The 24,095-nt window shown below is 70.9% G+C and carries 18 protein-coding genes and 1 pseudogene; 4 read left to right on the forward strand and 15 right to left on the reverse strand.

The window, feature by feature from the left end; translation table 11 throughout:
- Positions 1–363: 363 nt before the first annotated feature.
- From ACIBK0_RS13605 to ACIBK0_RS13615, 3 genes are all read right to left on the reverse strand, one after another.
- Positions 364–942, reverse strand: coding sequence for a TIGR03086 family metal-binding protein (locus tag ACIBK0_RS13605; protein WP_399079000.1), 579 nt, complete (start codon positions 940–942; stop codon positions 364–366).
- A complete protein-coding gene (locus ACIBK0_RS13610) occupies positions 939–1,181 on the reverse strand; it encodes a DUF6158 family protein (protein WP_399079002.1) in 243 nt (80 codons plus the stop codon). Before ACIBK0_RS13610 ends, ACIBK0_RS13605 begins: the two co-directional genes overlap by 4 nt.
- A 219-nt stretch (positions 1,182–1,400) precedes the next feature.
- Positions 1,401–3,020 (reverse strand): ATP-binding cassette domain-containing protein, encoded by a 1,620-nt coding sequence (locus ACIBK0_RS13615; protein WP_399079004.1) that lies wholly within the window; start codon positions 3,018–3,020, stop codon positions 1,401–1,403.
- A gap of 253 nt (positions 3,021–3,273) precedes the next feature.
- On the opposite strand from ACIBK0_RS13615, the gene ACIBK0_RS13620 reads away from it, so the two are divergent.
- From ACIBK0_RS13620 to ACIBK0_RS13630, 3 genes are all read left to right on the forward strand, one after another.
- Positions 3,274–4,767, forward strand: a complete 1,494-nt coding sequence (locus ACIBK0_RS13620; RefSeq protein ID WP_399079006.1) for a bifunctional phosphatase PAP2/diacylglycerol kinase family protein — start codon at positions 3,274–3,276, stop codon at positions 4,765–4,767.
- A 134-nt stretch (positions 4,768–4,901) separates the two neighbouring features.
- On the forward strand, positions 4,902–5,723 hold the full coding sequence (locus ACIBK0_RS13625; protein WP_399079008.1) for a class I SAM-dependent methyltransferase: 822 nt from the start codon (positions 4,902–4,904) through the stop codon (positions 5,721–5,723).
- A gap of 42 nt (positions 5,724–5,765) precedes the next feature.
- Complete coding sequence (locus ACIBK0_RS13630) at positions 5,766–5,936, forward strand: hydrophobic protein (protein WP_189191051.1); 171 nt, start codon at positions 5,766–5,768, stop codon at positions 5,934–5,936.
- 296 nt (positions 5,937–6,232) lie between these two features.
- Here ACIBK0_RS13630 and ACIBK0_RS13635 read toward each other — a convergent pair whose 3' ends face one another.
- Positions 6,233–8,080 carry a transketolase gene (locus ACIBK0_RS13635; RefSeq protein WP_399079011.1) on the reverse strand — a complete coding sequence of 616 codons (1,848 nt, stop codon included), beginning with the start codon at positions 8,078–8,080 and terminating at the stop codon, positions 6,233–6,235.
- Positions 8,077–9,423 (reverse strand): NAD(P)/FAD-dependent oxidoreductase, encoded by a 1,347-nt coding sequence (locus ACIBK0_RS13640; RefSeq protein WP_399079013.1) that lies wholly within the window; start codon positions 9,421–9,423, stop codon positions 8,077–8,079. Before ACIBK0_RS13640 ends, ACIBK0_RS13635 begins: the two co-directional genes overlap by 4 nt.
- 337 nt (positions 9,424–9,760) lie before the next feature.
- Between ACIBK0_RS13640 and ACIBK0_RS13645 the strand changes: the two genes are divergently transcribed.
- On the forward strand, positions 9,761–10,114 hold the full coding sequence (locus tag ACIBK0_RS13645) for a VOC family protein (RefSeq protein ID WP_399079015.1): 354 nt from the start codon (positions 9,761–9,763) through the stop codon (positions 10,112–10,114).
- 159 nt (positions 10,115–10,273) lie between these two features.
- On the opposite strand, the gene ACIBK0_RS13650 is transcribed toward ACIBK0_RS13645, so the two are convergent.
- The 10 genes and pseudogenes from ACIBK0_RS13650 to ACIBK0_RS13695 form a co-directional block, all read right to left on the reverse strand.
- A complete protein-coding gene (locus tag ACIBK0_RS13650) occupies positions 10,274–12,247 on the reverse strand; it encodes a DUF5107 domain-containing protein (RefSeq protein ID WP_399079017.1) in 1,974 nt (657 codons plus the stop codon).
- A gap of 51 nt (positions 12,248–12,298) precedes the next feature.
- Positions 12,299–12,500 (reverse strand): annotated as a pseudogene (locus tag ACIBK0_RS13655) (arginase family protein); the annotation flags it as partial.
- A 94-nt stretch (positions 12,501–12,594) separates the two neighbouring features.
- On the reverse strand, positions 12,595–13,143 hold the full coding sequence (locus ACIBK0_RS13660) for a GNAT family N-acetyltransferase (protein WP_399079019.1): 549 nt from the start codon (positions 13,141–13,143) through the stop codon (positions 12,595–12,597).
- A 359-nt stretch (positions 13,144–13,502) separates the two neighbouring features.
- Positions 13,503–15,284: a CocE/NonD family hydrolase gene (locus tag ACIBK0_RS13665; RefSeq protein ID WP_399079021.1), complete on the reverse strand. Its 1,782-nt coding sequence runs from the start codon at positions 15,282–15,284 to the stop codon at positions 13,503–13,505.
- Positions 15,285–15,431: 147 nt separating this feature from the next.
- The gene (locus tag ACIBK0_RS13670) at positions 15,432–16,370 is read right to left on the reverse strand and encodes an LD-carboxypeptidase (RefSeq protein WP_399079023.1); all 939 of its coding nucleotides are present in this window, start codon (positions 16,368–16,370) and stop codon (positions 15,432–15,434) included.
- A gap of 67 nt (positions 16,371–16,437) precedes the next feature.
- Positions 16,438–18,411, reverse strand: a complete 1,974-nt coding sequence (locus tag ACIBK0_RS13675) for a prolyl oligopeptidase family serine peptidase (RefSeq protein ID WP_399079025.1) — start codon at positions 18,409–18,411, stop codon at positions 16,438–16,440.
- 9 nt (positions 18,412–18,420) lie between these two features.
- Positions 18,421–19,725: a M20/M25/M40 family metallo-hydrolase gene (locus ACIBK0_RS13680; RefSeq protein WP_399079027.1), complete on the reverse strand. Its 1,305-nt coding sequence runs from the start codon at positions 19,723–19,725 to the stop codon at positions 18,421–18,423.
- Complete coding sequence (locus ACIBK0_RS13685; protein WP_399079029.1) at positions 19,718–20,551, reverse strand: M55 family metallopeptidase; 834 nt, start codon at positions 20,549–20,551, stop codon at positions 19,718–19,720. The genes ACIBK0_RS13680 and ACIBK0_RS13685 overlap by 8 nt, the downstream gene beginning before the upstream one ends.
- Positions 20,552–20,626: 75 nt before the next feature.
- Positions 20,627–21,352 carry a class I SAM-dependent methyltransferase gene (locus ACIBK0_RS13690; RefSeq protein ID WP_399079031.1) on the reverse strand — a complete coding sequence of 242 codons (726 nt, stop codon included), beginning with the start codon at positions 21,350–21,352 and terminating at the stop codon, positions 20,627–20,629.
- Between the two features lie 171 nt (positions 21,353–21,523).
- Positions 21,524–23,998, reverse strand: coding sequence for a SpoIIE family protein phosphatase (locus ACIBK0_RS13695; RefSeq protein WP_399079033.1), 2,475 nt, complete (start codon positions 23,996–23,998; stop codon positions 21,524–21,526).
- Positions 23,999–24,095 lie beyond the last annotated feature (97 nt).

A 24,095-nucleotide genomic window follows, 5' to 3' on the forward strand; every position in this document is an offset into this window, starting at 1 on the left:
TCGTGGAGCGGCGCGGCGACGAGGGGACGCTCCAGCAGGTCCGCCGCCTCGGGCCCGGCCTCGGCGAACGCCCGCACGAACCGCACCCGGCTGCACCCGAAGCGCCGACGGTGTCGAGGTCGGGCGCGAAGGGCCGGTGCCTTGGTGGGCGCCGAGTTCGCTGCGGATGCGCACATCGGCACCGCAGTTGAGGACACCGAGGGTCACCGATCCGCAGCGTACGAGGTCCAAGTGCGCGTCGAACCGGTCGTATCGCCCAGCACATCCATGAAGTTGGCGCAGAACTGCTCGCCGATCATCCGGCGCGCCCGGTCGACGTCGGTCCTCCGGAAGGAAGCCGTCCCGCGCCCCTCTGACTCTCCGCTAGGGCACACGCCCCAGCAGACACAGCAGCTCGGTCTGGGCATCGGCGCCGGGCGGCGGCTCCACCGGCGCGGCGAAGAGCCCGGTCTTCGCCAGGTCGGCGGCGTACGGGGTGACCTCGCGCACCGCGAACTCCAGGAGGTCCTCCGGCAGCCGCTCGTCGGCGCCGATCGCCCGGGACAGGTCCCAGCTGTGCACGGCCAGGTCGGTCACCATCTGAGCGCAGTAGAAGGCGGCCGTGGTGTCGCCGAACGAGAGGTGGACGGTGTGGTCGAGTGCGCCTGGTGCGGCGAAGGCGTCCCGGGAGGCGCGGGCGGACGTCTCCCAGGCCGTGGCCGGATCGGAGCCCAGCACATCGCCGTCGAAGACGTCGCCGACCGCCTCGACGGTGGCGCCGTCCCGGACCATCGGGGGCACCCACAGCTGTTCGGAGACCAGATGGTTGACGAGATCCCGCACCGCCCAGTCGGCGCAGGGCGTGAGGGCGTCCCACTGGTCGTCCCGGACCGTGTGAACGCGGTCGCCGAACAGGTCGAGGGCCTCCGCGTGCCGGGTGAGCAGTGGGTTAGTGCCCGTCATGCCGGCGGCGCTCCGGCACATCCCCGCTCCCGGGCACCATCACGCGTGCGGCCTGCGGTGACGGGACGGCGAGGGTGGCGGCGCAGGTACTCGCCCTCGAGCTGGGCCATGCGCTCGTTGTGCGTCCGCAGCGCGTCGTTCGAACCGTGCAGCAGTGTGTCGTGGCGCGTGCGGTGGATGTTCTCCAGCTCTTTCATGAGCTGCTGGTCGTCCAGCCGGCCCGGGTCGACTCCGGTCATGGTGGTACCCCGCTCGTCGTGTCCTCGGTGCGTTCCGCGTACCCGCCCGGCAAGCAGTTGCCCCGAGCGGCGTCCGGGAGGCAGCCATGGAACTCACCTGTCTCCCTCCACTCTACGAACATCCGGGGTCCCGGGCCTCCGTATGTGCGTGCTCGGGCTCGAAGTGGCCGCGCGGCACGCCGTCGGGCGCCCTCGGGGCGAACCTTGGCCGACCCGGCACTAGCGCGCCCGTTCCACCCTGCGCTCGTCCCACACCGGCTCCTGGGTCTCGCGGACCCGGCCGTCGGAGCCGAAGACCAGGTAGCGGTCGAACGAGCGCGCGAACCAGCGGTCGTGAGTGACCGCGAGCACGGTGCCCTCGTACGCCTCCAGGCCCTCCTGGAGCGCCTCCGCCGACTCAAGGTCGAGGTTGTCGGTCGGCTCGTCGAGGAGCAGGGCCGTGGAACCCTCCAGCTCCAGCAGGAGGATCTGGAAGCGGGCCTGCTGGCCGCCGGAGAGCTTCTCGAAGCGCTGCTCGGCCTGCGCGGTCAGCTCGTAGCGGCGCAGCCGGGACATGGCGGCACCGCGGTCCTGGGCGTGCTCGGTCCACAGGATGTCGAGCAGGGGCCGTCCCTCCAGCTCGGGGTGGGCGTGTGTCTGCGCAAAGTGCCCCGGGACGACCCGGGCACCGAGCTTCCACTCCCCTGTGTGCGCCACGTCGCCACCGGCGAGCAGGCGCAGGAAGTGCGACTTGCCGGAGCCGTTGGAGCCGAGCACGGCGACCCGTTCGCCGTAGAAGATCTCCAGATCGAACGGTTTCATCAGGCCGGTGAGCTCAAGTTCCTTGCAGGTGACGGCCCTGACGCCGGTCCGTCCGCCGTGCAGCCGCATCCTGATGTCCTGCTCGCGCGGGGGCTCCGGAGGCGGTCCGGCCTCCTCGAACTTCCGCAGCCGGGTCTGCGCGGCCTGGTAACGGGACGCCAACTCATGGCTGATGGAAGCCGCCTGACGCAGATTCAGCACCAGCTTCTTCAGCTGAGCGTGCTTCTCGTCCCAGCGCCTGCGCAGTTCCTCGAACCGCGCGAACCGCTCCCGCCGCGCCTCGTGATAGGTCTCGAATCCACCGCCGTGCACCCAGGCGTCCGCACCGGTCGGACTGGGCTCGACGCTGACGATCTTCTCGGCGGCGCGAGCCAGCAGCTCCCGGTCGTGCGACACGAAGAGAACGGTCTTACGGGTCTCCTTGAGCCGCTCCTCCAGCCAGCGCTTGCCGGGCACGTCGAGATAGTTGTCCGGCTCGTCGAGCAGCAGCACCTCGTCGGTGCCGCGCAGCAGGGCCTCAAGCACGAGCCGCTTCTGCTCGCCCCCGGACAGCGTCCGCACCAGCCGCCACTGCGCCTTCTCGTACGGCACGCCCAGCGCGGCCATCGTGCAGATGTCCCAGAGCGTCTCGGACTCGTACCCCCGCACCTCGGCCCAGTCGGACAGCGCCTGCGCGTACCGCATCTGCGCGGCCTCGTCGTCCACGGTCATGATCGCGTGCTCGGCGGCGTCCACGGCCTTGGCCGCCTCGCGGATCCTCGGTGGCGCCACGGACGCGAGCAGCTCCCGTACGGTCGTCTCGTCCCGTACGGACCCCACGAACTGCCGCATCACGCCCAGACCGCCCCCCACGGTGACGGTCCCCCCGTGCGGCTTCAGCTCCCCCGAGATCAGCCGCAGCAACGTCGTCTTCCCGGCCCCGTTCGGCCCCACGAGGGCCACCACGGACCCTTCCCCCACCCGAAACGACACGTCGCCGAGCAGCGCCCTCCCGTCGGGAAGGTAGTACTCCAGATGCGCGGCTTCGAGATGTCCCATGAGGCGGCATTCTCCGGGGACGCGGGGGCAATGGGCAAACGCGTATTCGGTGCCTCGCCGCCAACGGTTCCTCGCCCCCTCCGCCCCTGCCCGTCCCGCCCCTGGGGGACGGGCCCCCAGACCCCCGCTAAAAGATCGCGCAGTTCCCCGCGGCCCTTTTCAGGGGCGCGGGGAACTGCGCGACAAGCCCAAGGTCGGGACGGGCAGGGGCGGAGGGGGCGAGGAAACGCTCGTTCCGGGTACCCGCGCCGCCATGACCCCAGACGTTGACCTCACCGTCCGCCCCCCGGGGCCTCAAGTCCTCAGGGACCGCCTGCTCGCCGCGGACTGCCGGCTCTTCGAGACGGCAGCGGCCCGGCACTGGCCAGGCTGCGACCGCCTCCTCCCGAGGCTGAGCCGCAGCGCCAACCACGGCGCCCTCTGGCTCGCCACAGCCACGGCACTCGCGGCCGGCCGCACCCCCAGGTCCCGCCGAGCCGCCGCCCGCGGCCTCGCTTCCCTCGCCCTCGCCTCCGCCACCATCAACACCCTCGGCAAGCGCTCGGTCCGCCGCCCCCGCCCGACTCTGGAGCCCGTCCCGCTGATCCGGCAGCTCAAGCGCCAGCCGATCACCACGTCGTTCCCGTCGGGCCACGCCGCCTCCGCCGCGGCCTTCGCGACGGGTGTTGCGCTGGAGTCCCGCGGCTGGGGCGTGGCGATCGCACCGCTCGCCGCCGCGGTCGCCCTCTCCCGCGTCTACACCGGCGTCCACTTCCCGAGCGACGTCCTCGCCGGCGCCGCCCTGGGCGTGGGCGCCGCCTACTCCGTACGCGGCCTGGTCCCGACCCGCGACCAGCTCCCGTCACCCGGCCGCCCCCGCGTGAACGCGCCCGCCCTCCCGGAGGGCGAGGGCCTGGTGATGGTGGCGAACACGGGCGCCGGCACCCCGGACCGGGTGAACGCGCTGCGTGACGCCCTGCCGCACGCGGAGATCGTGGAGTGCGAACCGTCCGACATCCAGCACGAGTTGGAGAAGGCCGCGTCCCGCGCTCGGGTCCTCGGCGTGTGCGGCGGCGACGGCACGGTGAACACCGCCGCCGCGGTGGCCCTGCGTCACGGCCTCCCCCTGGCCGTCCTCCCGGGCGGTACCCTCAACCACTTCGCCCACGACCTCGGCGTGGAGGGCGAACGCGACCTGATCCGCGCCCTCCAGCACGGTGACATGGTGCGCGTGGATGTGGGTCGGTTCTCGTCGGGCGCCACCGAGGGCATCTTCCTCAACACCTGCAGCCTGGGCGTCTATCCGGAACTGGTGAGGGAGCGGGAGCGCTGGTCGCCGCGGATCGGCGGCTGGCCGGCCGGAGTGCTCGGCGCCCTGCGCGTCCTGCGCGCCGACCACCATCCGCTGCGCGCCGAAGTGGACGGCCGCACGCACCCGTTGTGGCTGCTGTTCGCCGGCAACGGGACGTATCACCGCCTGGGTCTCGCTCCGGCCCGCCGCTTCGACCTCTCGGACGGACGGCTGGACGTGCGGGTCGTGCACGGTGGCCGCCGCCCCGCCGTTCGCCTGCTGGCGGCCGCCTTCGCCGGCCCGCTCACCCGTTCACCCGCCCACGCCGCCGTACGAGTGCGCCGTCTGCACCTGGACGGTGTCGCCCCCGGCACCCTCCTCGCGTACGACGGTGAAGTCACCGAGGTGGAGGGTGAGGTGACGATCCGGAAGATGCCCGAGGCGCTCACCGTCTACCGCCCCCTGCCCCTTCGCTGAACGGTCCGCTCGGCAGTCGATTCAGTCGGATATGGCCAATTGGAGAGTCCATATAGCAAGACACAGGTCTCACTATGCGACATGCGCGCGTACGGTGACGCGTAACCGACGAGAAGACGCGAAGGGGAACGGTCATGTCGAAGTCGCAGGAGACCGCCGTCTACACGCACGGCCACCACGAGTCCGTGCTGCGTTCGCACACCTGGCGCACCGCCGCCAACTCGGCGGCGTACCTGCTCGACTCGCTGAAGCCCCACATGAAGATCCTGGACATCGGCTGCGGCCCGGGAACCATCACCGCCGACCTGGCGGAACTGGTTCCCGACGGCCATGTCACGGGCGTCGACCACGCGCCGGCGATCCTGGACCGGGCCCGGGCCGTGGCAGCCGAACGCGGCCTGGACAACGTCGGGTTCGCGGTCGCGGACATCCACGCGCTGGACTATCCGGACGACACCTTCTGTGTGGTCCACGCCCACCAGGTACTGCAGCACGTGGGCGACCCGGTGCAGGCGCTGCGCGAGATGTACCGGGTGACCAAGCCGGGTGGGTTCATCGCGGTCCGCGATTCGGACTACTCGGCGATGACCTGGTACCCGCAGTCACAGGGCATGGACGACTGGCTGGACCTGTATCTGCGGGTGGCCCGCGCCAACGGCGGCGAGCCCGACGCGGGCCGACGCCTCAAATCGTGGGCGCTGGCAGCCGGCATCCGGGACATCACGGCCACGTCGAGCACCTGGACCTTCGCCACCGAGGACGAACGGGAATGGTGGAGCGGCCTGTGGGCGGACCGCACGCTGGCCTCGGCGTACGCGGAACGCGCCACGGAGGGTGGCCACACGACCACGGAACAGCTGCGGGCCGTGTCGGACGCCTGGCGGGAGTGGGGGCGGCAGGAGGACAGCTGGTTCTCCGTACTGCACGGAGAAATTCTCTGCCGAAAGGAAGTCTGATTCGGCCACTTCGGGAAACCCGGTCAGCAGGAGGTTCACATTATGGTTCCCATCCTGCTCGTACTGCTTCTGGTGCTGATTCTCTTCGGCGCGGGTTTCGCAGTGAAACTTCTGTGGTGGATAGCGCTGGTGGTTCTCGTCCTATGGCTTCTCGGATTCCTGATGCGCGGCACGAGCGCCTCGGGGGGCAGGGGTCGCTGGTACCGGTGGTGAATGCGTTCCCTGCGGAGTAACGCCCCGAGCGGCCCGAGGTCTGGCTTTCAGGCCTCGGGCCGCTTTTCATGTTCTTCGTCTTTGCAGTCGATTCTTGTAGACACCGTTTCTCTTTGCGGCCGGTGTTCGCGGACGCTCTTTGCGGACAGCGTTCGTGGACGCTCTTTGCGGACAGCGTTCGTGGACGGGATTTGCGGACGGGGTTTGCGGACGGGGTTTGCGGACGGCATCGCTTCGAGGCTTCGAGAATGAATGGCCGTCACGACCTTTTGGGCCTGGCCTGGACGCGACAGCGGTCAGGGCACGATGGCCGTCTCCACCAGCAGTCGCGCCGCCGCCGCGATCGACTCCGCATCGATGCCCGCGGCGTGCAGTTGCTCGGCGGGTGTGGCCGAACCCGGCATCGTCCGCACGGCGAGGCGCACCAGACGCGGCACCGGACGGCCGTCGAGGAAGGCGTCGAGGACCGCGTCGCCGATGCCGCCCTCCTCGCGATGGTCCTCCACGGTGATGAGGCACCGCGTGTCCTCGGCTGCCTCGCGCAGGGTGGTGCGGTCGACGGGCTTGACCGAGTAGAGGTCGACGACCCTCACCCGGATGCCCTCGCGCTCGAGCGCCTCGGCGGCGGCCAGGGCCTGGTGGACGGTGACACCCGCCGCGACCAGGGTCAGCCGGTCCTCGCCGGAGGCCCGCAGCACCTTGCTGCCGCCGACCGGGAACTCCTCGGTGGGGCTGTAGATGACGGGAGTGTCTCCGCGCGAGGTGCGTAGATAGCGGATGCCCTCCAGGCCCGCCATCGTGCCGACGAGCTTCGCGGTCTGGTTGGCGTCGCACGGGTACAGCACGGTCGAGCCGTGCACCGCGCGGAACATCGCCAGGTCCTCCAGGCCCATCTGCGAGGGCCCGTCCTGGCCGATGGAGACACCCGCGTGCGAGCCGACGAGGTTGATCCCGGAGCCGCTGACTGCGGCCATGCGGACGAAGTCGTACGCACGGCTGAGGAAGGCCGCGAAGGTCGAGGCGTACGGCACCCAGCCGCGCGCGGCCATGCCGACCGCGGACGCGACCAGCTGCTGCTCGGCGATGTAGCACTCGAAGAAGCGGTCGGGGTGCTCCTTGGCGAAGAACTCGGCACGCGTCGAGTCGCTCACCTCGCCGTCCAGGGCGACGATGTCGCCGCGGGCGGTGCCGAGCGCGGCGAGCGCCTGTCCGTAGGCGTCACGGGTGGCGGCCTTGTCGCCGAGCTCGTAGCGGGGCAGGTCGAGATGGCCGGACCGTACGGCGTGCAGCATCCTCGCGGCGGGCGGCGAGGGGACCTCCACCCGGCGGTCGTGCACGCCGCCGAGTTCCGCGATCGCCTCGTCGGCGTCCGGCAGTGGCTTGCCGTGCAGGCCCTCGCGGTCCTGGACCGAAGCGACGCCCTTGCCCTTGAGCGTGCGGGCGATGATCGCGGTCGGCTGTCCGGCGGTGGACTCGGCCTCGGCGTACGCGCGGTCGATGGCGTCGACGTCGTGCCCGTCGATCTCGACGGTGTGCCAGCCGAAGGCCTGGAACCGGCGGGCGTACGCGTCCAGGTCGTGCCCGTGCCGGGTCGGCCCGCGCTGGCCGAGGCGATTGACGTCGACGATCGTGATGAGGTTGTCGAGGTGCTCGTATCCGGCGTGCTCGGCGGCCTCCCAGATGGAGCCCTCGGCAAGTTCGCTGTCGCCACACAGGACCCAGACCCGGTATCCCGTACGGTCCAGGCGCTTCCCGGCCAGCGCGATGCCGACCCCGACGGGCAGTCCCTGTCCGAGTGAGCCGGTGGCCGTCTCGACCCATGGCAGCCGCTGCGGCGTCGGATGCCCTTCGAGCCGGCTGCCCAGCTTGCGGAAGGTGAGCAGCTCGGTCTCGCTGATGGCCCCGGCCGCCTTGTACGCGGCGTACAACAGCGGGGAGGCATGCCCCTTGGAGAGCACGAAGCGGTCGTTGCCGGGGTGGTGGGGGCGTTCGAAGTCGTAGCGCAGATGGCGGGCCATCAGAACCGCCATCAGATCCGCGGCGGACATGGAGGACGTGGGGTGCCCGGAGCCGGCGGCGGCGGAGGCGCGCACGCTGTCCACACGCAACTGTTGGGCGAGATCGATGAGTTGACGGGTGTTCATGACGACTCTCCTTCCGGTCGGCTCTCGGGCTTCCCGGGCACGCCGGGCACCCTCGCCAGCTCCGGCGAGGCAGTGTCCAGCGGCACCGACCACGAGCGGACCAGACCCAACTGCACGGCCTGGCGCGGCAGTACGGCCTCCAGCAGCCAGTCGGCCGCGACGCGGATACGGTTTCCGGGCATCGCGGCGAGGTGGTAGCCACGGGTGACGGCTCCGGCGAGCGGACCCGGCAGCGGGACGCCGAGCGGGTTGGCGGCGGCCTTCGCGCCGCCGAGGTCGACGGTGAAGCCCAGGTCCCGGTGGCGATACGCGCGACGGCCGCCGATGCCGAGCGAGGCGGCCACATTGCGGCCCGCGACCTTCCCGTGCCGCCAGGCGTGCTGAGCGGTCATCGGCGTGTACTCGCCCGGCTTCTCCAGATCGGGTACGGCGGCCGCGTCCCCGCACGCGAACACCTCTGGCTGGCCAGGCACTTGAAGATACGGATCAACGAGCAGCCGCCCCCGCTCAAGGGTCCGACCGAGCCCGTCGACCAGCGGATCGGGCCGGACCCCGACACACCACACCAGCGTCCTCGTATCGACGAACTCCCCGTCGCTGAGCCGGACCCCGCTGGGCGTGGCCTCCTGGACCGAGGTCCCCGTGCGCACGTCGACGCCGCGCTGCCGCAGCACCCGGTCGGCGGTGCGCGAGAGCCGCTCGTCCAGCTCGGGCAGCACGCGCGGCGCGATGTCGAGCAGCAGCCAGCGCGGCCGCATCCCCTCGCGCAGCGGCTGTTTCCGTATCAGCGCATCGGTGAACAACTGCCCCTGCGCCGCGACCTCCGTCCCCGTGTATCCGGCACCGACCACCACGAAGGTGCACCGCGAGGCGCAGCGCTTGGGGTCGTCGGACGCGGCGGCCAGCTCCACCTGCCGGGTCACGTGATCCCGTAGATACAGCGCCTCGGGCAGCCCCCGGAAGCCGTGGGCGTACTCGGCGACACCCGGCACCGGCAACAGCTTGTTGACGCTGCCGACGGCGAGCACGAGTCGGTCGTACGTCAGCGTGCCCCCGTCGCCCTCCGGATCCGTGTAGTGCACGGTGCGCGCGTCGAGGTCGACGCCGTCGGCCTCACCCAGCACCAGCCGTACGTGGGGCAGCGTGCCCGAGAGCGAGACGGTGACACGGCGTGGCTCCAGGACCCCGGCGGCGACCTGGGGCAGCAGGGGAAGATACAGAAAGTAGTCGGTCGGATTCAGAAGGGTGATGTCGGCCTTGTGCCGGGTCAGCCGCGACAGAGTGCGGGCCGTCCGATACCCGGCGAAACCGGCACCGACGATCAGAATGCGGGGTCGACTCACGTTTTCGCCTCCGGCGGTGTCGCTCGTACGAGGCTTTCCGCGTCCCCCTGGCCAGGGCACCCAAACGCCGGGGCACGGGACGTTTCGGGACACGCTTCCCGGTTACCCGACCGATGGCAACACGTCGAGCCGCGCCCGTGCGACACCCTGTCGCCGGGTCGCCCGGTTGCCGGGTGACCCGGTTGCCGGGTCGCCGGGTCGGCCCGCTGGTCGCACGGTCGCTCGGTCTGTTGATCTCTCGGTCCAGACGGTGTCTCCTCTCCCGATCGTCTGGGCCGAGCTCTCTGTCCGCGCGAAACGATCTCCTCCGGTGTCGGACCCAACTAGGCTCCTGCGCATGGAGATTCTGGGAGCCACGCTGCGTATCTGCGTCGACGACCTGGAGGCCTCGGTCCCCTTCTACGAAAGACTCGCGGGCGGAAGCGCCCTCCGCTTCGAGCGCGGCGGCGTCTCGGTCGCCGCGATCGGCTGCTTCCTCCTGATGAGCGGGCCCGAGGCCGAGCTGGACGTCCTGCGCAAGGTCGCCGCGACCATCGCCGTCAAGGACGTCGACGAGGCCCACCGGGTCCTCAGTGACTCGGGCGCCCGCATCCTGGCGGGGCCGGTCGCGACGCCGGTGGGCCGCAACCTGATCGCGATGCATCCGGACGGGACGGTGTACGAGTACGTGGACCGCCGGGCGACCGAGTAGGTTTTTCGCCCCCTCCGCCCCTACCCGTCCCGTGCCTGGGGGCTGCCGCCCCCAGACCCCCCGCCCAAAGACTGCGCAGTTCCCCGCGCCCCTAAAAGCGGGCGCGGGGAACTGCGTGGCATGCAGGGGGTAGGGCAGAGGTGGCGAAGAGACCCACGGTCAGTCGACCGGCGGCCTCATCCGGAACTCGTACCGCCCCGGAAGCGGCTCATCCGTCAGCCGGGCCCACAGCTCGGAGATCACCTCGGCCCCCTCCCGAAGATCCGCAACGTCGAACCCCGCGTCGAAGACCTCCCGAGCCGCCCCCACCTCCCCCTGCGCCAGCAACAACTGCGCCTCGATCAACCGGAACCGCCCACGCGAGCGGGTAGCGGGCCGAAGCCGTTCCCAGACGGCTCGCGCATCCGCCACCCGCCGCACCGCGAGCAGGGCTCCCATCGCCTCACGCCCCAGTGCCGCCGTGGCCGCGGTCCAGACCTCGCCGTTGTCCCGCCGCTCCCGGCACAGATCGTCGAACGCCTCGGCGTACCGATCGGCGGCCCGCTCCCGGTTGCCTGCTTCCTGGTCGGCTACGGCGAGACAGCGCAGCAACGGCCAGAGGGACGGGGCGAGTTCCAGTGCTCGTTCCCAACTTCGCACCGCCTGTGCCAGATCGCCCGCGTGCCACTGGGCAACGCCGAGGTGGTATTCGGCGAGCGGCGCGGCGGGCGCGGTCTCGAGCATGTCGCGCCAGTGCGAGGCGACCAGGGTCTCGCCGGGTGGACCGACCCGTCGCGGCTCGGGGAACGCGCCGGACCGCAGCAGCTCCAGCCACGGGGCCTGCGCGTCACCCAGCGTGGACTCGTCGAAGGGCGTACCCGGCAACTTGTAGGCGGCCCGGCGCACTTCGAGCGCTCCCCAGCCGGATCCGACCGCGAGCACCTCGCCGGGCTCGGCGTCGGCGTGCGGCAACCAGGCGTCGTACGCGGCGTCGACGTCACCCCGGGGAAGGGAGGCTTCGAGCCGGGTCTCGGCCTCCGCCCGCGCCGCCTCCCAGTCCGCCCCGTGCACCGCCTCCGCGTCCACGGCCAACGGTCCGTACGCCTCCAGCCAGGACACATCGCTCTCCGCGTCGAGCCGCACATGTTCGAGCTGGGTGCGGGCGAGCCCGGCCTGGATCTCGCAGTATCCGCCGGTCCCCGGCTCGGTGAGCCACTCCTGCCAGCGCCGCCCGCCCGGACCGGAGCCCCAGACGAACAGCTTGCGCCCGCGCAGTACGTCGGTGGACGTCTGCACAAGCCCGTCGCCGGCGTCGTCGAGCGCGGCGATCCAGCGTCGCCGCCCGTCGGGAACCTCGTAGAAGTAGTCGGCGGGGAAGGTGCTGTTCAGCGGATACGTCCGGTCGACCTCCTCGAACTCCGGTACCGGCACCCGCCGCAACCGCCGCTCGTATCCGAAGTGCCATGCCTCGTCGGCCGGCGCCAGCACCCTGCGCTCCTCGGGAACCGCGATGTTGGACCACCAGTACACGGGCGCGGGCTTCTCGTGCGGGTTGCGGATGCGGACGCCGACGTACAGGAAGTCGGAGCCGTCCGGCAACCACAGGTCGACCTGGAAGGGGAGGTCGCGCAGCCGCTCCCATTCCCACAGCCGGAGCATCTCGCCACCGTCGGGGGCGGGGACGCGTGCGGCGTGGATGGGCGAGCAGGACAAGGTGGTGTGGCCCGTCGCGCCGATGTTCCACTCGATGCCGCCGGAGAACCAGGCTCCGTTGAGGGCGAAGCAGGCGGGCTGCAACACCGGGTTGCGGTAGAGGAGTTCGCGCTGCGACGGCTTGTGGAAGAGCGAGCCGACGCGGCCCCCGTAGCCGGGCAGCACGGTGGCCCGCAGCCGGTCGTTCTCGATCACGATCGTGTCGATCTCGCGCGCCGCCCGCTGTCTTTCGTACCCGTCCCGGATGCGCTCGGGCAGGACACTGCGCAGCGGCTCGTAGCCGATCTGGCGGGCCATGTCGCGCGGCAGGCCGTCCTTGTCCCGTTCGTCGATACGGTGCATCTCGTCGAGCGGCCGGAGCGGCGGCAACGGGTTGCTCGGACCCAACTCGGCGGCGGGAATCGTCAGTACGTCACGTCGGATCGTCGTCACGATGACCATGGAACATGGTCATCGAGGAGCTGACCAGGGTCTCCGCTCGTCAGGATCCGGTCAGGATTCCGCAAAGACGGCGACGACGAGGTCCGCGAGCAGCTCCCCCGCCGTGCCCTCAGGGTCGAGATCGCGGTCGTAGATGTCTGACGTTGAGGCCGACGCAGTGCGGGGACGTCAGCAATGGGCGCAGCAGTGCGAGGAGTTCGTCGGGAAGCAGTCGGTCGGGGTCCGGGCTGTCCACGGCCGGCATGACACTCGGACGGTTCCGGGCGCGGGCGGGCGCAGGCCCGGGTTGGACGGCGCGTCGAGCGCGACGATGTTCCGCATGGAGCTCATCCTCACCCGTGAAGAGCTCAGCGGGAAGAGACCATCTCCGCAGTGATCGCCCACCGCTCGTGGTCCCGCCAGGCCCCGTCGATGTAGATGAAGTCCGGCGAGAAGCCCTCCAGTCGGAAGCCGCAGCGCCGGGCGAGCGCGATGGAGGCGGCGTTCTGCGGCTGCGCGTTGATTTCGAGCCGATGCAGCCCCATCTTTCCGAAGGCGTACCGCACCACGAGCCCGAGCCCCTCGGCCATCAGCCCGCGCCCCGCCGCGTGCGCGAAGGCGCCGTACCCGAGCGCCCCGCACAGGAAGCCGCCCTCGACAATGTTGTTGATGTTGATGAACCCGGCGATGCCGCCTCCATCCCGTTCGCAGACGAGGAACCCGGCCTTCGTCGGATCCTCGATGAGCCGCCGCGCGTATGCGGCATAGGCGTCGGCGCTGCCGGGCGGAAAGAGCCACGGCTGGTGCAGACCCTTGCTCTCCCGGGCCCGGGCGGTGAACTCCGCACCGTCCTCGTACGTGAAGTGGCGTATGCCCACACGAGGGCCTTCGGCGAGATAGTGGACGTTGTCAGGCATCCCGTCACCCTACGCGAGCGCGCGTTCAGCCTCGGCGCTTCACGGCGTACGCCCCGCACAGGCCGCCGATCACCCCGGTACCTGGAAGTGCCCTCCACCGGGGCATGGTCACCTCCGGAGTGAACGACCGGATCTTGGTACCGCGGGTGTTCTCAAAGACGAAGATCAGGGCGAGCAGGGTCAGCGTGGCGACACCGACCCTGCCAGGTGCGAGCTGCCGCCACTGCTCGTCCCGCCGCTCGGGCCGGCACTCTCGGTGGTCTTCGGGCTCATGCGCCCAGCATGAGTCGCGAGGTGCCGGCCCGCGCGGTGACAGGTTCCTCCGGGTGATCCCGGGCCGATCCCCGGCGGCGAGGCGTTCAGTCCCCGACGACCGGCAGCCGCAGTACCCCGGTGTCGCCGGGCGCGCTGGTGACCGTCACCGGTTTGACCCCCTTGTTCCCGAAGTACGCGTCGTCACTGGCGGCGACGACGAACTGGAGGCGATGCCCCGCCTCGTACCGGTGCACGATCCCCGGCAGCGTGACGGTGAACCTCTTCGTCACGTCCGGCACCCGCACCGGCGCGACCAGCCGGTGCACCAGCGTCTTCGTGCCGTCGGGCGCCACGTCGTACAGCTTGGCGAAGAGGACCAGCTTGTCGGCGGCATTGCCGGAGTTCTGCACACGCTCGGTCTTCGGCGACACCACCTTCAGCGTGGCCCTGGGCGCTCCGACCACCTCGACAGTCCGCGTCAGGGGCTCGCTCGTCCAGCCGAGGTAGGTGCCCGCGGTGTCGTACGGCGCCGGGTCTGGCAGCCCGACGATCCCGGCGAGGGAGCTCTCGGAGTGGCTCGTCGGCACCAGCCAGTTGCGGTACTCCCGGCTGCCGCGCGCGACCTTCTTGCGGTTGTCCACCAGCTTGCCGTCACCGGAGAGGTACAGATTCTGGCTGAGCGCGGGCACCCGCGAGGCCGTGGCGTACGTGTTGTTCGGGTCGGCGATCCAGTCGCGGTAGTACGCGAAGGCCGGCCCCGTGTCGACGCCCTTGCGGTGCTGGAGATAGCGGTCGAACCAGGCCAGGATCCGCCTGCCGACATAGCTCGTCTCCAAGTTGCCCTGAGCCAGGTAGAGTTCACCGGTCGCCGGGTCGGTGAGCCCGCCGCTGTGACCCCACGACTGCCAGATCAGCTTCGTCGGGGTGCCCTGCGCCTTGAGCGTGTTGTACGTCGCTGTCGCCTCGTTGAGATTGAAGAGGCTGTCGGCCTGCCCCTGGACCAGGAGAGTCGGCGCCTGCACGTGGCGCAGGTACGAGACGGGCGACACGCTGCGGGCGTATCGAAGCAGCGGTCCGGTCCTGGCGGCCGGGTAGCTCCCCGAGTTCAGGGTCCGCACCGTGTCGCAGGCGTCGGTCACGAAGTGCAGGCAGGCGAGGGAGTTGATCCGGGAGGGGTCGAGGTTCGGCTCGGTCAGCGGCTGGCTCTCACCGATCAGGTAGAAGCCGTTGGCCCACTGCCATTTGAAGGCGCCGGGCACGTCGGCCGCGCCCAGCGCGTTGTTCAGGTCCAGCGAGTACGCCAGGTCGTTCCAGGTGATCAGCGGGACCAGCGCGTCCACGCGGTGGTCCACGGCAGCCGTGGCCATCTGGACGGCGCCCCCGTACGAGCCGCCGATCATGCCGACGCGCGGATCACCCTCGCCGTTCCGGGTGACGTAGTCGGCCTTGGTGCCGTCGTCGGCAGTCCGCGCGCCCGCCAGGAAGTCGACGAGCCGGGACGCGGCCACGCCGTCGATGCGCGGATCGTCGAGGGAGATCAGACAACCCGACCGGCCGAAGCCGAGCCCCGAGTAGACGAGCCCCACATAGCCACGTGCCGCGAACGCCTTGCCGATCGCGTCTGTCGAACCGTCCGACTTGCTGCCGCCGAAGCCGTTGGTGGCGAGCACGGCGGGCGCCGTGTGCTCGCGGTCCACGCCCGTGGGCCGGTACAGATCGGCGTCGATCGTGCAGGTGCGGCCACCGGCCTCGACCGTGAACTTCAGGGCGGTGACGGTGTATTGGCCCGTGGCCGAGGCGGACGAGGTGAGCGCGAGCGGGGCGGTGAGCGCGGCACCGAGGGCCAGGGCGAGCGAGGCACGGGATCGGGATCGGGATCTGGGCACACGCGAGCGACGGGACACGTAGACCTCCACACTGAGGACAACCCGACTACCGGCCGGTACTTACCGGTCGGTAGTCATGCTGTGACACGTGTCAGACGAGGTCAATCACCGCGCCGCGTCTTTCTTGACGGAGATTCAGTGAAGGGCCTACTGGACGAGCGCGGGCTCGTCCAGCGTCAACGTCCCTGCGTCCGCGTCGAGTTCGGCCCGGAGCCCGAACGGAATCGTGAGCGCGCCCTCGCAGTGCCCGAACCCGAAGTGCTCGACGACCGGCACACCGAGCCCGCCGAGCCGGTCGGCGAAGACCGCGCGCAGCCCCTCGTACGGACCGCAGTCCACCCATGAACCGAGTGCGATCCCGGCGACGCCGTCGAGCCATCCGGCCCGCAGGAGCTGGGTCAGGATCCGGTCCAGCCGGTAGGCCTCCTCGCCGATGTCCTCGATCAGGAGCAGCCCTCCCCGGGCCGAGGCACGGGCGTGCGGTGTGCCCAGATCGGCGGCGAGCAGGCTCACACAGCCGCCGAGGGTCACGCCCCGGGCTCGTCCCGGCACCAGCGCGGTGCCCTCGCCCGACGCGATGGTCCGCACCGACTCCGGCTCGAAGAGCGTCGCCCTCAGATGCTGCTGCGCCCGCGCGTTCTTGAGGAAGTCGACGGCCGCCACCATCGGTCCGTGCAGGGTCGTGAGGCCCACACGTGCCGCGAACGCCTCGTGCAGCGCCGTGATGTCGCTGTACCCGACGAACACCTTGGGCCCCGCGGCCCGTATGGCGTCCCAGTCGAGGAGGTCGACCATCCGCTGCGCGCCGTACCCGCCACGGGCGCACAGCACCGCGGCGACGTCCGGGTCGCACCACGCGGCCTGGAAGTCCGCGGCCCGGTCCGCGTCCGTGCTCGCCAGGTAGTCGAACTCGGCGTGCCGGTCCAGGACATGGGGTGCCACCACCGCTTCGAGATCCCAGCCCCGCAGGACGTCGAGACCGGCTTGGAGCCGCTCCTCGGGCACGGGTCCACTGGGCGCCACGACGGCGACGCGGGCCCCTGCGGCGAGCCGCGCGGGTCGGGTCAGAGGGGTCGGTGAGGTCACTCGATGTGCTCCAGATCCTGCTCGAAGTCCCGATCGAAATTCTGGCCCGCCTGCCGGCCGAACAGACTCACTTGGCCAGCTCCAAGGTGGGGATGCCTGCCGGGTTCAGCCCGAAGACCTGTGCGTACAGCGAGAGTTCGGACTCCAGCACCCGCACCATCGTCTCCGCACGCCGGAAGCCGTGCCCTTCCCCCTCGAAGGCGATGTAGGCGTGTGGAACGCGTCGCCCCTCTTCCTCCAGCCTGGCCAGGAACCGCTCGCACTGCACGGGCGGGCAGATGGCGTCGTCGAGACCCTGGAGCAGCAGGAAGGGCGCGGTGATCCGGTCGGCGTGCTCGGAGGGCGAGCGCTCCACATACCGGCCGGGCACTTCGGCGATCGGCCCGACCAGCGACTCCAGATACTGCGACTCGAAGTCGTGGGTCTCCCCCGACCCCCATCCGACGAGGTCGAGGATCGGATAGAGGATCGTGCCGCAGGCGTACACATCGGTGCTCGTCAGGGACGCGGCGGTCGTCCAGCCGCCCGCGCTGCCCCCGCGGATGGCGAGCCGCCCGCGGTCGGCGGTGCCCTCCTCGGCGAGCGTGAGCGCGACGGCCGCGCAGTCCTCGACGTCGACGACGCCCCACTGCTCGCGCAGCCGGTTGCGGTACTCCCGCCCGTGTCCTGTCGATCCACCGTAGTTGACCTCGGCGACGCCGATCCCGCGCGAGGTGAAGTAGGCGATCTCCAGGTCGAGGACGAGGGGCGACCGGCCGGTGGGACCGCCGTGTGCCCAGACGACGTACGGGGGCAGTTCGTCGTCGGGGGCCACATGGTCGGGGTGGTGCGGTGGGTAGATGTGCGCGTGGATCTCGCGCCCCGCGGGTCCGGTGAAGGTGCGGATCTGCGGTTCCGGGTAGTGCGCGGGGTCCACCGGGTCGTCGTGCGCGGCGCCGATCACCCGGGCCCGCCCGGTGCGGGCGTCCAGTTCGACGACCTCGTAGGCGCTGCGGGGGCTGGCGCCGACGCCCACGATTCTGCTGCCGTGCGCGGCGAGCGTCGGGGCGAACTCGGTCCAGGGTCCCGCCGCGTCGACGACCTCGCCGGTCTCCGGGTCCAGCACCCCGAGCGCCGTGGCGCCGCGTCCGTGCACGACGGCGATCAGCCCGCTCTCCATCGGTGCGAACCAGCGGTACCCGATCCGCCACAGCGAGCCGCCGAACTCCTCCTCACGCGGGCAGAGGGCCGCTCCCTCGCCGTCCCGGCCGAGCCGGTACAGGTTCCACCAGCCGGTGCGGTCGCTGACGTACAGCAGCGATCCGTCGGGTGCCCACTCAACCTGGACGACGGACTCCTCCGCGCCGCCGGCCACACACCGCGCGGCGCGCAGCGTCCCGTCGGCGGCGACGTCCGCGAGAACCACCTCCGTCCCGTCCCACGGCATCCGAGGATGGTCCCAGGCGAGCCAGGCCGCCTGCCGCCCATCGGGCGAGAGCCGGGGGCCGGTGACGAAACGGTGCCGCCCGTCGGTCAGCTCCCGCACGGCGTCCAGGTCCTGTGCGGCGGACCCGTCCAGGGGCACCGCGGCGATGACCCTCCGTACGTCCGTCGGCCCGTCCCCGGTGAACTCCTCCAGGACGCACCACACTTCACCGCGCTCCATCCGCAACTGCGGGTCCACCCAGCGCAGTCCGTCGCCCACGGGCGACACGGGTGTCAACGGCAGTGGCTCGCTACCGGCCTCGTACAGATACAGCCGCTGATCGGCGAAGTTGACGAAGACGACCAGCGGACCCTCGGGGCGCATGACCGCGGCCCAGGGGTGACCGCCGTACTCGATGACGCGGCTACGTACGTTCCAGGGGGCCGGCAGCACCGACTCCTCCGTGCCGTCGGCCCTGCGCCGTACGAGCGTGCGCCGTCCGCCTTCCGTCGGCCGCGGTTCGGTCCACCACACCTCCTCGCCCACGAAACCCACGAACTCGGCGTGCCCGTCGTGCGCGGCGGCGAGCGTCGCGTCGATCGGCGAAGGCCACGAACCGTACGCCAGGCTCTGCATCCCGTCCCCCTAGGCCGTGCGCAGAAAGCGGTCGAGAACGCGGACGCCGAAGTGGAGGGCCTCGACCGGCACACGCTCGTCGACGCCGTGGAAGAGCGCCTGGTAGTCGAAGCCCTCCGGGAGCTTCAGCGGCGCGAAGCCGTATCCGGTGACGCCGAGGCGCGAGAACTGCTTGGCGTCCGTGCCGCCCGACATGCAGTACGGCACCACATGGCCCTCGGGCGCGAACTCCTCGACTGCCGCACGCATCTTCGCGTACGTCACCGAATCCACCGGCGCCTGGAGGGCCACCTCACGATGGTGGAACTCCCACTCCACGTCCGGCCCGGTGAGCCTGTCGAGGGTGGTGCGGAACTCGTCCTCGCCGCCGAACAGGTACCTGCCGTCCACGTACGCGATGGCCTCCCCCGGGATGACGTTGATCTTGTAACCCGCGCTCAGCATGGTCGGGTTGGAGCTGTTGCGCACCGTCGCCTCGACGAGCGAGGCGGCGGGGCCGAGCTTCTCCAGGAGGCCGTCCACATCGTCGAGGTCACCGTCGATGCCGTAGAGAGCGGCGAGTTCGGTCAGTGCCGCGCGCACGGTCGGGGTGAGCCGCAGCGGCCACTCGTACGCCCCGATCCGTGTGATCGCGGCGGCGAGCCGCGTCACCGCATTGCTCCGGTTCACCTTGGAGCCGTGCCCCGCCCGCCCGTGTGCGGTGAGCTTGAGCCAGCCGGTACCGCGCTCGCCGGCCGCGATCGGATACAACTGCCTGCCGCCGCCGTCGTGGAAGGTGAAGGCCCCCGACTCGCTGACGCCCTCCGTGCAGCCCTCGAAGAGTCCGGGGTGCTGATCGGCGAGGAACCCCGAGCCGTCCTCGGCGCTCGCCTCCTCGTCCGCGGTGAACGCGATGACGATGTCGCGGCGAGGCCGTACCCCATCGCGCGCCCACGCGCGGACGACGGACAGGATCATCGCGTCCATGTTCTTCATGTCGACCGCGCCGCGCCCCCAGACGACACCGTCGCGGATCTCCCCGGAGAACGGGTGCACGCTCCAGTCCTGCGCCTGCGCGGGCACGACATCCAGATGGCCGTGGACGAGCAGGGCCTCGGCGGACGGATCGGTGCCCTCGATACGGGCGACGACGTTCGTACGCCCCTTCGTGCGCTCCAGGAGTGTGGGTTCCAGGCCCGCTTCGGAGAGCCGCGCGGCGGCGTACTCGGCGGCCGGGCGCTCCCGGCAGTCCCCACCGCCCCGGTTGGTCGTGTCGATACGGATGAGGTCGGACGTGAACCGGACGACTTCGTCGAGAGCCAGTGCGTCAGCCATATTGCTCCTCCACCGCGGCCGAGACGATCGTGGTGACCGCCTTGAAGGTGCGAATCCCCTCGTACATGGTGTCGCTGGTGTACACCACCTTCCGCTCCCCGATGCGCTCGACGCCGGGCACGACGGTGGCGGCCATCGACAAGTGCTCGGCGTCGAACTCCAGGGCGACGGTGAACGGGCCGCCGACGACGGGCTCATGACGCACCGCCAGGGAGGCGGCCTCCTTGGCGGCGGCCCTGATGTCGGCGGCGGTCCTGGACGGCGTACGGCACACCGCCGCGTAGCGCGACACATGGTCCTTGACGGCGACCTTCAGCGCCTCGGGCGCGTATCCCAGCGCGTCCTCACAGGCAACGTCGTCGCCGGTGACGAGCACGATCGGTACCCCGTACTCGGCGACGACGTGCGCGTTGAGCAGTCCCTCGCTGGCCCGTATGTCGTTCACCCACACGCCGGTGATGGAGTTCGCCAGATAGGTGTGCGCGAGGACGCCCTCCATGCCGGCGCCCGCGTGGTAGCCGACGAACGCGATGCCGTCCACGTCGTCGTGCTGCACGCCCTCCACCATGGACAGCGACTTGTGCCGCCCGGTGAGCATCTCCGCTCGCTCGTCCAGTCGCTCAAGGAGCAGGTTCCGCATGGTCCAGTGGGCTTCGTTGATCAGCACCTCATCGGCGCCCCCATCGAAGAAGCCGAGCGCGGCGGCGTTGACGTCCGAGGTGAACATCGAGCGGCACCGCTCCCACTGCGCAGTCCCCGGCAGCACGTCGGCCGGCCAGGTCACACCCGTGGCGCCTTCCATGTCGGCGCTGATGAGGATCTTCATGCCCGAAACCGTACGCGCTTCGGCCCGGGCCCGGCAGAGCCTGTGGACAACTCTCACCGGCCCAGACCACTGGCATCACCCGGTACGCCCCGCCACCAGCCACTTCGACGGAAGTTCGATACGCGAGCCGTCGGCTGTGTACTCGGTCGTGACGAGGGGGAGTTCGCCGCTCGCGACGACCGTGAGGCCCGCGGCACGGAGGTACTCGGGGACCGCGGCGTCCGCGACCTCTCCGGGGGCGATGCCGTGCCGGAAGACCGGAGCGAGCTTGGGCGGCGGCCCGTCGGTGCTCTGCGCCAGGCCCCTCAGCACGAGTCCGGCGGCCTCGGCGAGTTCCACGAGGAAGATCCTGCCGCGCTCCCCCACCAGCGTCGCCAGGCCGTCCACCAACGGCTGCCGGTCGTCCGGCTCGGCCTGGTGGAGCACACCGCGCATATAGACATTGGCGTCGCCGAGCTCGGCGTGCAGCGTCTCCGCCTCGGTCTTCTCGGCCGCGTCCAGCAGCCGGTACCCGGCCTGGCCCGCCGGGTCGGCGAGGCGGGCGTGGTCGAGTGCCGCGGCCGACAGGTCGGCGCCGACGACGTGGGGAAAGCGGTCGGCCAGGAAGCGGGTCTGGGTGCCATTGCCGCAGCCGAGGTCCACGACGGGCAGATCACGGGCCGTCAAGTGCGGCTCGAAGAGGGGGAGATGGACGCCGATCGTCAGTGCGGGTTCGGCGTCCCAGAAGACCGCCCCCTGTTCACCGGGGGCCTCCCGCCAAAAACCCTCCCAGGCTTCTCGGTACCGACTCGTCACACTCATGCCCGCTCCCCAGATTGACCTCAGCCCGCCGGGACCTGGCGGGCCAGAACGGTCTATCGCGCCCGGCGCGTAGCGACAAGCGGATGGCGCATTCCTTCACGGCCCATTCGATACCCGTGCCCCTTCGCACGCCGCCCGCGCCCCCTCCCTCTCGGGCATCGCGCGAGGGTGTCAGCGCCGCGGCAGCGTCAGTTCGAACCACACGGTCTTGCCCGCGCCGGTCCGGCTGGTCCCCCATTCGCGGGCCAGCGTGCTGACGACGCGCAGGCCGCGACCGAACTCGTCGCCGGGCCCGGCGCTGAGCAGCGTCGGCAGCGTGTGATCGTCGTCGTCCACCTCGCACAGCAAGGTGTCGCCCCGGACGAGCCGCAGCCCGATCCGGCGGCTGTGCGCGTGCCGTACGGCATTGGTGACGAGCTCGCTGACCATCAGCTCGGCGCTGTCGGCGAGGGCGGTCAGGCCCCACACGTGCAGCTGCTCGCGGACCATCGCGCGTGACCTGGCCACTTCGAGGGGGTCGAGGGCGAGCCGCCACTCGGCGACGTCCTCCGGCTCGATGCCGTTGAGCCGGGCCATCAGCAGGGCGACGTCGTCCTTGCGTCCACCACGGGTGTTCAACGCGCGGATGATGGTGTCGCAGGCGTCGTCCATGGACGCGGCCGGGTGGGCGGCGGACTCGCAGAGCGTGGCGAGGCCGACGCCGATGTCCTCGCCGCGCACCTCGACCAGTCCGTCGGTGCACATCACCAGCCGGTCGCCGGGCGACACGCGCACGCGTACCGCTTCGAAGGGGACTCCGCCGACTCCGATGGGCGCCCCCGTCGGCAGGTCGAGCAGCTCGCTGTATCCGTCGGCGGCGTGGACCAGGACGGGCGGGATGTGGCCCGCGTTGGCGATGTGCAGCTCGCCGACGATGGGGTCGTAGACGGCGTACAGGCAGGTCGCGAGGTAGTTGTCGCCGAGCCGCTGGGCGAGGTCGTCGAGGTTGCGCAGCAGTTGGGCGGGCGGCAGGTCGAGTGCGGCCATGGTCTGGACAGCGGTACGCAACTGCCCCATCATCGCTGCCGAGTTCAGGCCGTGGCCCATGACGTCGCCGACGACCAGGGCGGTGCGTGAGCCGGGCAGCTTCACCGAGTCGAACCAGTCGCCGCCGACCCGCCCGAGGAGCGTGCCGGGCAGGTATCGGGTCGCGATGTCGCACCCGGACATGCGAGGTGCTATGTGCGGCAGCATGCTGTCCTGGAGGGTCTCGGCGACGCTCTCCTGGTACGTGTACATGCGCGCGTTGTCGAGTACGAGGCCTGCCCGGGCGGCGAGTTCCGCGCCGGTGACCCGGTCCATGTCATTGAACTCGACCCGCTCGGGGTGGCGCAGCAGGATCATGAACCCGAGCACCACGTTGCGGGCCTTCAGAGGCACGACCAGCATGGAGCGGTTGGTGATGAGCGGCCTGATGTCGCGCTTCTCGAACTGCGAGGCGATCATGTGCCCCATCTGCTCGCTGATGCGTGGCACGAGGACGGGCTCACCGGTGGTCATGCACTGGAAGAACGGTGTGTGTGCCGGGAAGGGCATGGCCTCGCCGACCGGTACGACGTCGTCCCAGCGGCCCGGCTCGTCCGTGTGCTCCAGAGCGACCCGGTGCCACATGGTGGTCGTGTCGGGCACCCCCTCGTGGAAGCCCTCACCGGCGACGACCTGTTCCCGCAGGTACGTGCCCGCCACATCGGTGAAGCGCGGCACGACGGCGCGGCTGACCTCCAGGATGGTCTGTGCCAGGTCCAGGGAGGTGCCGATACGTCCGCTGACCTCGTTGAGGAACTCCAGACGCTCGCGCACGGCGACGTATTCGAGGTCCTCGCCCTCGTCCCGGACGCCCTGGGGCACGGGCTCGCCGGAGGCGGCAGCCCTGGCCACCCGCTCGCGACGCGCCTTGCGCTCGGCCCGCCGGGGCACGCCCCAGTCGGGGGTGACGGGCACCCGGTCGTTCTGACTGAACTCAAGGACGGGATAGCCGAGTTCGAGAACCTGCGCGACGATCCGGGCGCTCTCACCCACGCTCATGCTGGGCAGGATCTCGGGCAGTCTGCGGGCCAGCTCCTCGGCACCGGGAAAGTCGGTGTGCAGCGCGAAGCCGGGTGCCAGGCGCTCGACGGCCGCTTCGTCGGCATCGGAGCCCTCGTGGCACATCGCGCCCGCGTCGGCGGCGAGCACCAGCAGGCGCTCCCGTCCCGGGCCCACCAGCGGGTACGCCCACCACAGGACGTCGACCCGATCACTGCCGACCGCGGTGAGCCGGGCGCGCCCGGCGGCCGGGTAGGAGAGCCGCCCGTCGAGGGAGGACTCCAGGTCGGGGCCGAGTCCGTCGTACGCCGCGTACGCCCCGTAGGGCGCTGTGTCCCCGTCCTCGGGGAGCGCGCCGGAGACGGGGAGCAGGTCGACGGCGGAGCGGCCCACCGCGTCCTCCTTGGGGGCGCCGAACAGGCGCCTGGCGCCGGTGCTCCAGTGCGACACCAGACCGTCGCGGTCCACGACGACCACGGCCAGGGGGATGCGTCCGACGGCGGCGTGCTCCGCCACGTCGTTCCCAGCTCCGCGGCCGGGAGCTGTACCCACTTCGGTGCCCCGAGCTGTATCGCTCTCCATGGCCCAGGCCCTTCCTCCCCACGGCTCCGCAAGATCTGTGCCGCCTCCACTACCGTACGGCGGCGGCCCGTCGCCATGTGTGGCAACACGGGAATTG

The organism is Streptomyces sp. NPDC050564, from assembly GCF_044457265.1.
Taxonomy (GTDB): domain Bacteria; phylum Actinomycetota; class Actinomycetes; order Streptomycetales; family Streptomycetaceae; genus Streptomyces.

Excerpts from the sequence above, each read along its gene's own strand:
- ACIBK0_RS13605 (WP_399079000.1), bottom strand. The coding sequence starts at position 942 with ATGACGGGCACTAACCCACTGCTCACCCGGCACGCGGAGGCCCTCGAC.
- ACIBK0_RS13610 (WP_399079002.1), bottom strand. The coding sequence starts at position 1,181 with ATGACCGGAGTCGACCCGGGCCGGCTGGACGACCAGCAGCTCATGAAA.
- ACIBK0_RS13615 (WP_399079004.1), bottom strand. The coding sequence starts at position 3,020 with ATGGGACATCTCGAAGCCGCGCATCTGGAGTACTACCTTCCCGACGGG.
- ACIBK0_RS13620 (WP_399079006.1), top strand. The coding sequence starts at position 3,274 with ATGACCCCAGACGTTGACCTCACCGTCCGCCCCCCGGGGCCTCAAGTC.
- ACIBK0_RS13625 (WP_399079008.1), top strand. The coding sequence starts at position 4,902 with ATGTCGAAGTCGCAGGAGACCGCCGTCTACACGCACGGCCACCACGAG.
- ACIBK0_RS13630 (WP_189191051.1), top strand. The coding sequence starts at position 5,766 with ATGGTTCCCATCCTGCTCGTACTGCTTCTGGTGCTGATTCTCTTCGGC.
- ACIBK0_RS13635 (WP_399079011.1), bottom strand. The coding sequence starts at position 8,080 with ATGAACACCCGTCAACTCATCGATCTCGCCCAACAGTTGCGTGTGGAC.
- ACIBK0_RS13645 (WP_399079015.1), top strand. The coding sequence starts at position 9,761 with ATGGAGATTCTGGGAGCCACGCTGCGTATCTGCGTCGACGACCTGGAG.
- ACIBK0_RS13650 (WP_399079017.1), bottom strand. The coding sequence starts at position 12,247 with ATGGTCATCGTGACGACGATCCGACGTGACGTACTGACGATTCCCGCC.
- ACIBK0_RS13660 (WP_399079019.1), bottom strand. The coding sequence starts at position 13,143 with ATGCCTGACAACGTCCACTATCTCGCCGAAGGCCCTCGTGTGGGCATA.
- ACIBK0_RS13675 (WP_399079025.1), bottom strand. The coding sequence starts at position 18,411 with ATGCAGAGCCTGGCGTACGGTTCGTGGCCTTCGCCGATCGACGCGACG.
- ACIBK0_RS13680 (WP_399079027.1), bottom strand. The coding sequence starts at position 19,725 with ATGGCTGACGCACTGGCTCTCGACGAAGTCGTCCGGTTCACGTCCGAC.
- ACIBK0_RS13685 (WP_399079029.1), bottom strand. The coding sequence starts at position 20,551 with ATGAAGATCCTCATCAGCGCCGACATGGAAGGCGCCACGGGTGTGACC.
- ACIBK0_RS13690 (WP_399079031.1), bottom strand. The coding sequence starts at position 21,352 with ATGAGTGTGACGAGTCGGTACCGAGAAGCCTGGGAGGGTTTTTGGCGG.
- ACIBK0_RS13695 (WP_399079033.1), bottom strand. The coding sequence starts at position 23,998 with ATGGAGAGCGATACAGCTCGGGGCACCGAAGTGGGTACAGCTCCCGGC.